The 12660-nt window shown below is 72.6% G+C and carries 9 protein-coding genes; 2 read left to right on the top strand and 7 right to left on the bottom strand.

The features are described from left to right. Positions 1-103: 103 nt before the first annotated feature. Positions 104-949: a 16S rRNA (cytidine(1402)-2'-O)-methyltransferase gene (rsmI, locus tag ACGFX4_RS33685; RefSeq protein WP_345698670.1), complete on the bottom strand. Its 846-nt coding sequence runs from the start codon at positions 947-949 to the stop codon at positions 104-106. 98 nt (positions 950-1047) lie between these two features. On the opposite strand from rsmI, the gene ACGFX4_RS33680 reads away from it, so the two are divergent. Both ACGFX4_RS33680 and ACGFX4_RS33675 read left to right on the top strand, forming a co-directional pair. Then, positions 1048-2760, top strand: coding sequence for a dolichyl-phosphate-mannose--protein mannosyltransferase (locus ACGFX4_RS33680; RefSeq protein WP_393082701.1), 1713 nt, complete (start codon positions 1048-1050; stop codon positions 2758-2760). Between the two features lie 63 nt (positions 2761-2823). Next, positions 2824-4533, top strand: coding sequence for a penicillin-binding transpeptidase domain-containing protein (locus ACGFX4_RS33675; protein ID WP_393082698.1), 1710 nt, complete (start codon positions 2824-2826; stop codon positions 4531-4533). Positions 4534-4548: 15 nt separating this feature from the next. Here the strand turns inward: ACGFX4_RS33675 and ACGFX4_RS33670 are convergent, their stop codons facing one another. From ACGFX4_RS33670 to ACGFX4_RS33645, 6 genes are all read right to left on the bottom strand, one after another. Next, complete coding sequence (locus ACGFX4_RS33670; protein WP_393082695.1) at positions 4549-5910, bottom strand: N,N-dimethylformamidase beta subunit family domain-containing protein; 1362 nt, start codon at positions 5908-5910, stop codon at positions 4549-4551. A 103-nt stretch (positions 5911-6013) separates the two neighbouring features. Next, on the bottom strand, positions 6014-7387 hold the full coding sequence (locus ACGFX4_RS33665; RefSeq protein ID WP_393082692.1) for a hypothetical protein: 1374 nt from the start codon (positions 7385-7387) through the stop codon (positions 6014-6016). A 129-nt stretch (positions 7388-7516) separates the two neighbouring features. Next, positions 7517-8968, bottom strand: a complete 1452-nt coding sequence (locus tag ACGFX4_RS33660; RefSeq protein ID WP_393082689.1) for an APC family permease — start codon at positions 8966-8968, stop codon at positions 7517-7519. 68 nt (positions 8969-9036) lie between these two features. Next, positions 9037-10554, bottom strand: coding sequence for a penicillin-binding transpeptidase domain-containing protein (locus tag ACGFX4_RS33655; RefSeq protein ID WP_393082686.1), 1518 nt, complete (start codon positions 10552-10554; stop codon positions 9037-9039). Further along, complete coding sequence (locus ACGFX4_RS33650; RefSeq protein WP_393082683.1) at positions 10551-11924, bottom strand: FtsW/RodA/SpoVE family cell cycle protein; 1374 nt, start codon at positions 11922-11924, stop codon at positions 10551-10553. The genes ACGFX4_RS33655 and ACGFX4_RS33650 overlap by 4 nt, the downstream gene beginning before the upstream one ends. Before the next feature lie 16 nt (positions 11925-11940). Beyond that, positions 11941-12441: a DUF1269 domain-containing protein gene (locus ACGFX4_RS33645; protein WP_393082680.1), complete on the bottom strand. Its 501-nt coding sequence runs from the start codon at positions 12439-12441 to the stop codon at positions 11941-11943. Positions 12442-12660: the final 219 nt, after the last annotated feature.

Here is a 12660-nt window from a genome sequence, read left to right as displayed (position 1 = left end):
TTGGTGAGGCCTGGAGGAATCCGAGGCCGAAGCTTCGCCGACCCCGGGTTTACGGAGTGCTTCTCTCCAACGTACGCGCGCCGGGGCCGGGCGGCACGCGCGGTCACCCTGCGTGCTTGGCCGCCACCACGGCGTCGAACACCTCGCGCTTGGGCAGGCCGAGTTCGGTCGCGACGGCGGCGATCGCCTCCTTGCGGCGCTCCCCCGCCTCCTCGCGGACGGCGACCAGCCGGGCCAGTTCGGCCGGGGTGAAGTCCTGCGGCGCGGCCGGCGGGGCGCCCGCCACCACCACGGTGATCTCGCCCTTCACGCCGTCCGCCGCCCAGGCGGCCAGCTCGGCGAGCGGGCCGCGCCGGACCTCCTCGTAGGTCTTGGTCAGCTCGCGGCAGACCGCGGCCGGGCGGTCCGCGCCGAACGCCTCGGCCATCGCGGCCAGCGTCTCGGCGATCCGGTGCGGCGCCTCGAAGAACACCATGGTGCGGGGCTCGGCGGCGATCTCGGCCAGCTGCCGGGAGCGGTCGCCCGCCTTGCGGGGCAGGAAGCCCTCGAAGGTGAAGCGGTCCACCGGCAGCGCGGACAGCGCCAGCGCGGTGAGCACCGCGGACGGGCCGGGGACGGCGGTGACCTTGAGGCCCTTGGCCACGGCGGCGTCGACCAGGCGGTATCCGGGGTCGGAGACCGAGGGCATGCCGGCGTCGGTGACCAGCAGCACCCGCGCGCCGCCCTCCAGGGCCTCGACCAGCTCGGGCGTCCGGGCCACTTCGTTGCCCTCGAAGTAGGACACCACCCGCCCGGCCGGGGTCACCCCCAGCGCCTGGGTCAGTCGGCGCAGCCGGCGGGTGTCCTCCGCGGCGATCACGTCCGCGGCGGCCAGCTCCGTGAGCAGCCGCGGCGGCGCGTCCGCGACGTCGCCGATGGGGGTCCCTGCGAGTACGAGCACACCAGTCACCCCCACATCCTCCCCCACGACCGGGGGCGGCCGCGCAAGGGCGTCCGGCGGGAGCAGATCCCCGCTCCCCTGTCGGCGCCGCGGGTTGCGCCCCTACGATGTGGCGCGTGAGCGGCGACCTGGAACGCATGGACAGTGGTATGGACCACCCCGAGCAGGGCGGTGTGTCCGTGCTCGACCCGGCCAAGGGCCGGGCGGCGGTGGTGCCGGCGCAGCGGCTGGTGCCGCCGATGCCGGACGGCCCCGGGGTGACGCCCGAGGACGTCCCGGCCTCGCCCGCGCTGGCCCGGCTGGGCATCATGCTGCCCGCCCCGCTGTGGGCCTGGCTGTGCCGCTGGTCCGGCTGGCTGGGCCCGGTCGCGGTGGCGGTCTTCGCCGGCGTGCTGCGCTTCTCCGGGCTGGGCACGCCGAACGCGCTGATCTTCGACGAGACGTACTACGCCAAGGACGCGTACTCGCTCTGGCGCGGCGGCTACGAGACCTCCTGGCCGGACGACGCCAACGGCCAGATCATCGCGCCGAACCCGAACATCCCGTTCCGCACCGACCCGGCGTACATCGTGCATCCGCCGGTCGGAAAGTGGATCATCGGTCTGGGCGAGCAGCTGTACGGCATGAACCCGTTCGGCTGGCGGTTCATGACGGCGGTGCTCGGCACCCTGTCGGTGCTGATGATCGCCCGGATCGGGCGGCGGCTGTTCCGCTCCACCCTGCTGGGCTGCGTGGCGGGCCTGCTGCTCGCGGTGGACGGCCTGCACTTCGTGATGAGCCGGGCGGCGCTGCTGGACCTGGTGGTGATGTTCTGGTTCCTGGCCGCGTTCGGCTTCATGCTGCTGGACCGCGACCGGACCCGGGCGCTGCTGGCGAAGCGGCTGGCGGACGGGATGACCGGCGACTGGCTGTTCCTCGGCTGGCGCCCCTACCGCCTGGCGGCGGCCGCCTCCCTCGGCCTGATGACCGCCACCAAGTGGAGCGGCCTGTACGGGCTGCTGGCCTTCGCGCTGCTCGCCGCGTGCTGGGACGCCTCGGCCCGGCGGCTGGCGGGCAGCCGCAACTGGCTGCTGTGGGGCCTGTGGGACGCGTTCCTGGCCGGCCTGGTGATGGGCGTGGTCACGCTCGGCGTGTACCTCTCCTCCTGGACCGGCTGGATCCTCAGCTCGACCGCGCCGGGCAAGGGCGGCTACTACCGGGACTGGGGTCTGACCCACCCGGGCTTCGGCCCGGACTGGCTGCGCTCGCTGTGGCACTACCACGTGACGATGGAGGAGTTCCACGTCAACCTGCACAGCCCGCACACCTACCAGTCCAACCCGTGGAGCTGGCTGCTGCAGGGCCGGCCGGTGTCGTTCTTCTACGAGTCGCCGAAGAACGGCCAGGCGGGCTGCCACGTCGCCGAGTGCGCCCGCGAGGTGCTGGGCATCGGCACGCCGCTGCTGTGGTGGGCGGGCATCGTCGCGCTCGGGTACTGCCTCTACCGCTGGCTGATGCGCCGGGACTGGCGGGCCGGCGCGATCCTGTGCGGCCTGGCCGCCGGGTACCTGCCCTGGTTCTTCTTCCAGGACCGGACCATCTTCCTCTTCTACACCGTGGCGTTCGTGCCGTTCGTGGCACTCGCGGTGGCGATGATGATCGGCGCGATGATCGGGCCGGCCGGGGCGACCCAGGACCGCCGCTCGGTGGGCGGAGTCGGAGCGGGTCTGCTGATTCTCGCCGTCATGTGGAACTTTCTGTACTTCTACCCCCTCTATACAGGGCAGACGATTCCGATGGAGGACTGGCGGGCCAGGATGTGGTTCACCAGTTGGATCTGATGCCCTTGGTCTACCGTGGGCTGGCCGGATCCGTCGGCATACAGACCCATGGGGGATGACAGCGTGAACAAGGGCGCGAAGATCGGTGTCGCCGCCGTCGCCACGGCCATGCTGGCCGTGGCCGGCTACGGCGCGTACAACATCGCCGGTGCGTTGACCGGCTCGGACGAGGCGAGCGCGGCCAAGCCGCGGACGGTGGTGGCCGAGCCGCCGACCGCCGAGCAGGCGGCGGCGGCCGCCAAGGACTTCCTGGACGCCTGGGCCAAGGGCGACGTGATGGCAGCCGGCAAGCTGACCGACGCGCCGGACGCGGCGACCGCCGCGCTGACCGCCTTCCAGGACAAGGTGAAGCCGAGCGCGGTCCACCTGACCGCGGGCGGACCGACCAGCTTCCCCTCGCCCTCGGCGTCGGCCGGCGCCAAGTCCTCCGCCCCCGCCTCCCCCTCGGCAGCGTCCCCGACGGCCGCCGCGCCGACCGGGGTGCCGCTGTCCTTCAAGGCCAGCATGGAGTTCGCCGAGAGCGGCACCCCGTGGGCCTACGACGGCGTGCTCGGCCTGGTGAAGATGAGCGACGGCAAGGCCGCCGTGCACTGGACGCCAGCCGTGATCCACCCGCACCTCGGCGCGGGCGAGACCATCGCCGTGAAGCCGGTCTACGGCACGCCCGGCACGGTGACCGACCGCAAGGGCAAGCCGCTCGGCAGCTTCCCGTCGCTCACCGCCGCCATGGAGCGGTTCAAGACCCAGGCCCCGCAGGGCGGCTCCCCGGAGGACGCCGGTTCGGGCGTGCTGATCAGCCCCGACTCGGGCAGCGGGACGCCGGAGAAGCTCTTCACCATCAAGGAGCCCAAGCCGGTCCCCGCGCTGAAGCTCACCCTGGACGCCACCCTCCAGGCCGCCGCCGAGGCCGCCGTCGCCGAACAGTCCAAGGGCGGCACCCGACCCGCCTCACTGGTCGCCATCGAGCCCAGCACCGGCTACATCCTGGCCTTCGCCTTCTCCCCCTCCACCGGCCAGAACCGGGCCTTCTCCGGCGCCACCGCCCCCGGCTCCACCATGAAGGTGGTCACCACCGCCGCGCTGCTGGAGGCCGGCGTCACCCCCTCCACCCCGGTGGCCTGCCCCTCCACCACCATGGTCACCGGCCGCCCGGTCGCCAACGACTTCCCCGACGCCCACCCGAACAACACCTTCGCCGACGACTTCACCGAGTCCTGCAACACCGCCTTCATCGAGAAGGGCGCCGCGGTCCTCAAGCCCGACACCCTCCCGAAGATCGCCAAGGACGTCTTCGGCCTCGGCCTGGAGTGGAAGACCGGCCTGTCCAACTTCGACACCAAGATCCCCACCGAGTCGAACATGGCCGGCGCCGCCACCGAGTTCATCGGCCAGGGCAAGGTGCAGACCAACCCGCTCGGCATGGCCTCGGTCGCCGCCACCGTCCAGAGCGGCGTCTTCAAGATGCCGATCCTGGTCCCCGGCATGGAACAGAAGCCCGCCGCCCGCCAGCTCTCCAACGACGTCCTGACCAACCTGCGCGCCCTGATGACCCAGACCGCGAAGAGCGGCACCGCCGCCGAGCCGATGGCCGGCATCCCCGGCGCCGCCGCCAAGACCGGCACCGCCGAGGTCGACGGCGGCAAGCCCACCAACAGCTGGTTCACCGCCTACCGCGGCAACCTCGCCGTGGCCGCCGAGGTCGAGGGCGGCCTGCACGGCGCCCAGTCCGCCGGCCCGGCGGTCGCCAAGCTGCTGCGGATCGGCAACGGCTGATCCGACGGCCGGGCGTCAGCCCTTGCCGTAGACCGCCTGGACGTTGTCGGCGGCCGGGTGCGCCCGGCCGCACGGGCCGGCGGCGAACGCCCGCAGCAGGTTCTCGGTGACCCTGCGGGTGAAGTCCCCGGCCCGGCCGTCCAGCCCGTGGTTGCCGTTGCCGCCCGGCCCGGTGGCGTCCAGCGACTCCACCCAGCGCATCGTCCCGGTCGCGAACAGGCCCGCCCCGCCGGGCGCCGAGTGGTACGCGGTGTCCGCGAAGCTCTTCCGGCCGTCGCAGACCACCGGCGAGTGGGAGAGCACCTCGATCGGCCGCGGCGTCGGGAAGGCGGTGTTCACCCGGTCGTACTCGACGCCGACCAGGTGCGCGAAGGAGTCGCCCGCCTTCGCGCCGGTCCCCTCGTACAGCCAGTGGCCGGGTTCGGTCACCACGTACGGCGCGTCGACCGGGTAGCCGTCGTAGATCACGCCGAGCAGCGAGCTCTCCGGGTCGGCACCCGGCGGGGAGCGGAAGTCGGTGGTGGCGGGCTTGCCCTGCTTGTACCCGGGGTCCTCCTGCCAGGCGCCCTTGTAGCAGACCACGATCCGGTCCGGCCCGAGCTCGCTCGGCTCGTAGCGCACCCGGCGGTAGCAGCAGTTGGCGCCGAGGACGGCCAGGTTGGTGCCGGCGTCCCGGGCGGCGGCGACGTGCGCGCGCTGCTCCGGCGACCAGTACTCGTCGTGCCCGGGCGAGAGCACCGCCGTCGCCCCCGCCAGCAGCCCGGGGTCGGCGGCCAGGTCCACGCCGGTGGTGTACGCCAGCGGGATGCCGAGCCGTTCGGCCAGCGCGATCAGCGGCGCCTCGTACACCAGGAACAGCCCGGCGCCGTCGGCGTAGGCGTACGGCCGGTCGAAGGTCACCTGGAGCGACCGGGTCGGCAGGCCGCCGGTCGGGCCGTTGTAGAGGTTGTGACCGCCCCACTCGTTGTAGGCCTGCCAGGTGGCGACGGCGTTCACCACCACCGTGCGGCCGGCGGTGGAGCGGGAGCGCACGGTGATCGGGACGTAGCGCTGGCCGGCGCCGCCGTCGGCGTCCAGCCGCAGCAGGTAGCTGCCCTCGGGCCAGCCGGCGGTGTCCACGGCGGTGGTCCGGGGCCAGTCGGTGCGGACCATCCGGGTGCCGGGGTCGACCGTCGGCGCCTTCTGCCGGACGCCGGCCAGCGGACCGGACTGCCAGACCAGGCGGGCCCGGGCACCGCCGTACCAGCCCATCCGGTACGCGGAGACCCGGAAGCCGGGCGCGGTGGTCGACACGTGCAGCCCGAACGACTCGCCCGGCAGCACGCTCACCCGGTCGGCGAAGCCCTCGATCGCACCCGAAGGACCGGCGTTCGTCACCCGCCAGTCGGCGTTGCCGGGCCGGGAGCCCTCGTCCCGGGCGGCGCTCGGGGACGGGCTCGGGCTCGCCGTCCCGGACGGGTGGTCAGTGTTCGGCGGCGGATCAGTCCGGGCCGGGCCACACCCCGTCAGACCGGCCGCCGTGCCGACCGCCAACCCCAGAAACCGCCGCCGCCCGTTCACCGCTCGATCCTACGGTCCGGTGCTCGGGGGAGGCGCTGCGCCGGGCGAGCCGCGGCCAGATCACCAGAACGGTCGGCAGCGCGAGGTAGCCGAACCGGCCGGCCGGGGCGAGCGTGAAGGCGACGGTGAGCCCGGCGGCGAGCAGGTCGCAGGCGGCCACCGCGGAGGTCGGCGGGTAGGCGAGCAGCCAGAGCGCGACGGCCAGGCCGCCGACGCAGAGCAGGCTGAGCGAGATGGTGTGCCCGATCGGCCCGAGCCCGGCCAGCACCTTGCCGGGCAGCGGGCTGCCCGCCGGGGTGTGCACGGCCGTCATGCCGAGCGGGAAGCGCACCACCTGCTCGCGCAGCTGCCGCAGGTGGCCGGCCGCGATCGGGAGGATCACCGCCAGGCTCACGCCGACCCCGATCAGCGCCGCCTCGGCCGCCCGCCGGCGGCCGTACAGCCGCCAGAGCATCAGCACCGCGACCGGCATCGCCGGCCACGCGGTCCACTTGAGCGTGCAGGCGAAGGCGAGGACCAGCCCGGCGCCGGTGGCGCGGCCGCGCGCGGCAAGCGCCATGGCCAGGCAGCAGACGCCGATCAGCGGCAGGTCGACCCCGCCGACCACCAGGGCCATCGCGATCAGCGGCGAGCTGGTGAGCACCGCGAGCGGCAGCACCGGGGTGCGGGCCAGGGTCGGCTGCAGCAGCCGCCAGCCGGCCAGCAGGCAGACCAGGAAGGTGAGGGCGAACCAGATCCGGGCGTCCCCGAGCACCCGGCTGACCGGCCCGGCGCTGCCGAGCACGGCCCGGGGCAGCCCGAAGACCGCCATCGCGGGCAGGTAGGGGTTGTAGTCGGTGACCTGGGCCGGGTCGGGCAGGTACGGGCTGCCGGTGCGCAGCAGCAGGCCGGCGGCGCGTTCGACGACCATCACCTCGGACTGGTGCTGCCCGTGCAGGGCCAGCCGGGCGAGCGGCGCGACGACCGCGCCGAGCGCGGCGGTGGCGGCGGCCAGCCGGGGCGCGATCCGGGGCGGCAGGGTGAGGCACAGGACGCCGGCCAGCAGGTAGGCGGGGGCGGCGACGGTGCCCCAGAAGACCTGGTTGCGCAGGTCGGAGACGAGCGGGAAGGCGGCGGCCCAGCCGGCCGCGACCAGGCAGCCGGCCGCCTGGACGACCGGGTTGGCGGCCCACCGGGCGGCGGCGGGGCGGGGCCCGCGCTGGCGTGGGACACCGCCGCCGGCCGTTCGTCCCGGGTGCCCCTGCACGGCGCATACCGCCTGCTCGGTGCGGTGCTGGGGTCGGGTGCTCGCCATGCCTGGAAGGTTAGGCGTGGGGAGCGTGTGCTGTCCCGGGACTCGGCGTGCTTGTTCTGTGGAGCTTCCTGACACCCCGTCTCACAAGGGCTTTCGTGGAACGGGGTGTTCCGGGAAGTTCCGGGCGTCTCAGACCTTGGTCACGTCGGCCTGCGGCTGCGCCAGTCGGGAGTGCTTGATGCTGTAGCCGAAGTACACCAGCACGGCCACCGCCAGGCTGACACCGAAGGCGATGAAGGTGTCCCGGTGCAGGCCGGTGATCAGGTAGATGCAGAAGCCGACGCTGGCCAGCGGGACGACCGGGTACAGCGGGACCTTGAAGCCGCGCTCCAGGTCGGGCCGGGTCCGGCGGAGGATGATCACGCCGACGCTGACCACGGTGAAGGCGACCAGGGTGCCCAGCGAGGTCATGTCGGCGAGCAGCTTCAGCGGGAAGAACGCGGCGAGCAGCGCGACGGCCGCGCCGACCACCCAGGTGTTCCAGACCGGCGTGCCGGTGCGCGGGGAGAGCCGGGCGAAGCGCTCGGGCAGCATGCCGTCGCGGCCCATCGAGTAGAGGATCCGGGTCTGGCCGTAGATCACCACCAGGGTGATCGAGAAGATCGACACGATGGCGCCGAGCGCGAAGACGATGGCCGGCCAGCTCTGCCCGGTGACGTTCTGCAGGATCTGCGCGAGGCCCGCCTCCTGGCCCTCGAACTGCTCCCAGGGCTGGGCGCCGACGGCGGTGATCGCGACCGCGACGTAGAGCAGGGTGACCACGACCAGCGAGATCACGATCGCCAGCGGCATGGTGCGACGCGGGTTCCGGACCTCCTCGCCGGCGGTGGAGACCGCGTCCAGGCCGATGAAGGAGAAGAAGATCGAGGAGGCCGCGACCTGGACGCCGGCCATGCCGAGCGGCATGAACGGGGTCAGGTTGCCGGAGGAGAAGCCGGTCAGGCCGACCACGACGAAAAGCACCAGGATGGCCAGCTTGATCGCCACCATCACGGCGTTCACCTTCGCCGACTCGCTGACGCCACGGACCAGCAGCACCACGCACAGGGCCACCAGGACCACCGCGGGCAGGTTGACGTAGCCGCCGTCGCCGGGCGGCGCGGTGACCGCCGCCGGCAGGGTGAAGCCGAAGGCCAGGTCGAAGAACTGGTTGAGGTACTGCCCCCAGCTGACCGCGATCGCGGAGGCCGAGACGCCGTACTCCATCAGCAGGCACACGCCGACGCCGAAGGCGACGACCTCGCCCATGGTGGCGTACGCGTAGGAGTACGAGGAGCCGGAGACCGGGATGGCGGAGGCCATCTCGGCGTAGCAGAGCGCGGTCAGGCCGGCGGTGACCGCGGCCAGCACGAAGGACAGGATGACGGCCGGTCCGGCCTCCGGGACGGAGGTGGAGAGCACGAAGAAGATGCCGGTGCCGACGGTGGCGCCGATGCCGATGGCGGAGAGCTGTCCGAGGCCGATGGAGCGGCGCAGGTGCCCCTGGCCCGTCCCCTCCTCGGCCGCGCCGCTCTCGGCGATCAGGGTGTCGACGGGCTTGCGCCTCAGCAGCCGCGCGCCGAGGGACTGGGTGGTGCTCACGAGGGTGGTTCTTTCTTGGTGAGGGTTGATCAAGCACGGACAGTACCAAACCTGCAGATGACTACTGATCAGCCGCCGAGCACGGCCTGCATCACCGACCGGGCGATCGGCGCGGCCAGGCCTCCGCCGGTGACGTCGGTGGCGTCGCTGTCGGCGATCACCACGGCCACCGCCACCGGGGGGACGTCGTTCGACCCGGCGGGCTTCGCCCAGGAGATGAACCAGGCGTACGGGACGCCGCTGTTGTCCACCCCGTGCTGGGCGGTGCCGGTCTTGCCGCCGACGGTGGCGCCGGCGATCCGCGCGTTGCGGCCGGTCCCGTTCTGCACCACGTCCACCATCAGCTGCTGGACCTGCCCGGCGACCGAGGGGCTGAGCGCCTGCCGGTAGGTGGCCGGGTGCATCACCTGGACGCTGGTGCCGTCGCTCTTGGTGAGCCTGTCCACGAGCTGTGGGTGCATCACCTTGCCGTTGTTGGCGACGCCCGCCGCGACCATCGCCATCACCAGCGGGGTGGCGGCGGTGTCGTACTGGCCGATCGAGGAGAGCGCCACCTGCGACTGGTTCATCGAGGTGTCGAAGTTGGACCGGGCGGCGCGCACCGGGACGTCCAGCCGGGCGTCGTTGAAGCCGAAGCTCTCGGCCGTCGAGACCATCCGCTCCAGTCCGACCTGCACGCCCAGGTAGCCCATGACGCTGTTGCAGGAGTTGACCATCGCCGCCTCCAGCGACTGGTTCGGCTCGTTGCAGGCCGAGGTGTCGTTGTTCAGCGGCGTGGTGGTGCCCGGCATCACGTACGGGTACGGGGCGCCGGTCGGCGCGTCGACGTCGGTGACCACGCCGCTCGCCAGCGCGGCGGCGGCCGTCACCACCTTGAAGGTGGAGCCCGGCGGGTAGATCTGGCGCAGCGCCCGGTTGAGCATCGGCTGGTTGGTGTCGGCCTGCAGCCTGTCCCAGGCCTGCTGGTCGGCGGCCGAGGAGCCGGCGAAGGTGCCGGGGTCGTAGGACGGCGTCGAGGCCAGCGCCAGGATCCGCCCGGTGGCCGGCTCGATCGCCGCGACCGCGCCCTGCTGGCCGCCCAGTCCCTTGATCGCGGCCTGCTGGGCGGCCCTGTCGATGGTGGTGTACACGTCGCCGCCGGGCTGCTGCCGGCGGGCGACCTCGTCCCACACCGCCCAGCTCGCCAGCCGGGGGTCGGTGCCGGAGAGCAGGTCGTCGTAGATGCCCTCCAGCTGGGTGTTGCCGTAGGTCTGCGAGGAGTACCCGGTGACCGCCGCGTAGGTGGGGCCCGCGGTGTAGGTGCGCTTGTACGCGTACTTGCCGCCGGTCGGGGCGGAGCCGGTGATCGGCTCGCCCGCCACCATGATGTTGCCGCGCGGCTGGGAGTAGCGCTCGATGGTGAGGCGCTGGTTGGCGCTGTTGTGGTCCAGCGCCTTCTTCTGGAAGACCTGCACCCGGGTGGCCTGCGCGGCCAGCACGACGATCAGCACCAGGCAGAAGGTGCCGGCCCGCCGCCCGGTGGTGGAGATGCCCGGCAGGTCCTGCGGCCCGCCGTCGGCGGACCGTTCGCGGGTACGGCGCCTCATGACCCCTCCGGTACGGCCTGGGCCGGCACCTCCGGCGCGGGCCGGCGCGCGCTGTCGCTCATCCGCACCAGCAGCGCCACGATGATCCAGTTGGTCACCACCGACGAGCCGCCCTGGGCGACGAAGGGCAGCGCCATGCCGGTCAGCGGGATCAGGTCGAGCACCCCGCCGGCCACCACGAAGACCTGCAGGCCGACGATCGAGGCCAGGCCGATCGCCAGCAGCCGGCCGAACGGGTCGCGCAGCGCGATCCCGGTCCTGAACCCCCGCGAGACCAGCAGCGCGTACAGCATCAGCACCGAGACCAGGCCGACCAGGCCGAGCTCCTCGCCGATGGTGGCCAGGATGAAGTCGGACTTGGCGGCGAAGCCGATCAGGATCGAGTGGCCGAGCCCGAGGCCGGTGCCGAGCAGGCCGCCCCAGGCGAAGGCGAACAGCGACTGGGCGATCTGGTTGGGCCCCTGGCCGGCGGCGATCGAGCCGAGCGGGTCCAGCCAGTCGGTGACCCGGCTGTGCACGTGCGGGGAGAGCCAGCCCACCCCGACGGCGGCGACCGCCGCCAGGAAGAGGCCGATGGCGATCCAGCCGCTGCGCGCGGTGGCCACGTACAGCATGATCACGAAGAGGCCGAAGAACAGCAGCGAGGTGCCGAGGTCGGTCTCCAGCACCAGCACGCCGACGAACGCCGCCCAGATCAGCAGCACCGGTCCGAGCACCCGCCCGTGCGGCAGCTGGAACCGCCAGATCCGCCGCCCGGTGAGCGCCAGCGCGTCCCGGCGGACCGCCAGGTACTCGGCGAAGAAGATCGCCAGCAGGATCTTGGCCAGCTCGCCCGGCTGGAAGGAGAGCGGGCCGAGCTGGATCCAGATCCGCGAGCCGTACACCGGCGGGAAGAAGATCGGCAGGATCAGCAGCACCAGCGCCACCAGGGCGCCGATGTACGCGTACCGCCGCAGCACCCGGTGGTCGCGCAGCAGCACCACCACCGCGATGAACAGCGCGACGCCGAGCGTCGACCAGAGCAGCTGGGTGGGCGCCGCGGAACTGCCCGGGGTGGCCAGGTCGAGGCGGTAGATGACGACCAGTCCGATGCCGTTCAGCAGCACCGCGATCGGCAGCGGCAGCGGGTCGGCGTACGGGGCGCGCCAGCGGACCACGCCGTGCGCGACCAGCGCCAGCGCACCGAGCGCGGCACCGTACCACGCCGTGTCGGGCGGTACGGTGCCGTCGGTGTTGACGCCGACCTCGATGTAGCCGAAGACCGCGATCAGGACGGCGGCCAGGACCAGGGCAAGTTCGGTGTTGCGCCGGGTCCTGACCGGCCGCCGGGCGGGCGCGCCCGCCCTGACGGTCGCCGAGGAATTGGCCACTGAGGGTGGCGCTCGGTCAGACGCCGGCCGGCTGGGCGGCCTTGGCGATCTCCTTGAGGTGCTCCTCCTCCTCGTGGCTCAGCGAGGTCTGGATCAGCCGGCCGCCGAAGGCCGCCACCGCCGGGACCACCTTGTCCGCGGTGGCCCTGCGGACCAGCGCGAAGACCGCGGCGCTGCCCGGTTCGAGCTGCTCGCCGACCTGGCGCATGAAGTTGTCGTCGACACCGGTGTCGGTGGACGCGCCGATCGCGGCGCCGGTCGCGCCGCCGACCGCCGCGCCCAGGAACGGCATGAAGAACAGCAGGCCGATCACCCCGCCCCAGAGCGCGCCCGAGGCAGCGCCGACACCGGTCGTGGACACCGCCTGGTGCAGCTTGATCTTCCCGTCCTCGCGGCGCTCGACCACGACGACGTCCTCCAGCTCGATCAGCTTCTGCTTCTGCAGGCCGACCAGCTCGTCGCGTACCTTCTGCGCGGTGGGGAGATCCGGGTAGGAGATGGCGAACAGGTTGCTCACGGCGGGGTCCTTCCGACTCTGCGGGCGTGGCGGTCTTCCAGCACCCTAGCCATGGTTTGCCATATTTATTCTTGTTCGTGTCGGTGTGTCCGATTTTTTGGCGCTTAAGGGATGATCTGCCGGTCGGACAGGCGTGTTGCCGAAGGATTTTCGGCATACCGCTGGAAAACCCGAAAGTTCTGCCCTCTTCTCAGCGGGGCCGGCATACGGCATGATCCC

It is taken from the genome of Kitasatospora sp. NPDC048365 (assembly GCF_043200835.1).
Taxonomy (GTDB): Bacteria; Actinomycetota; Actinomycetes; order Streptomycetales; family Streptomycetaceae; genus Kitasatospora; species Kitasatospora terrestris.
This window is presented reverse-complemented; position numbering and strand designations above follow the sequence as displayed.

Excerpts from the sequence above, each read along its gene's own strand:
- ACGFX4_RS33680 (WP_393082701.1), top strand. The coding sequence starts at position 1,048 with ATGTGGCGCGTGAGCGGCGACCTGGAACGCATGGACAGTGGTATGGAC.
- ACGFX4_RS33665 (WP_393082692.1), bottom strand. The coding sequence starts at position 7,387 with ATGGCGAGCACCCGACCCCAGCACCGCACCGAGCAGGCGGTATGCGCC.
- ACGFX4_RS33655 (WP_393082686.1), bottom strand. The coding sequence starts at position 10,554 with ATGAGGCGCCGTACCCGCGAACGGTCCGCCGACGGCGGGCCGCAGGAC.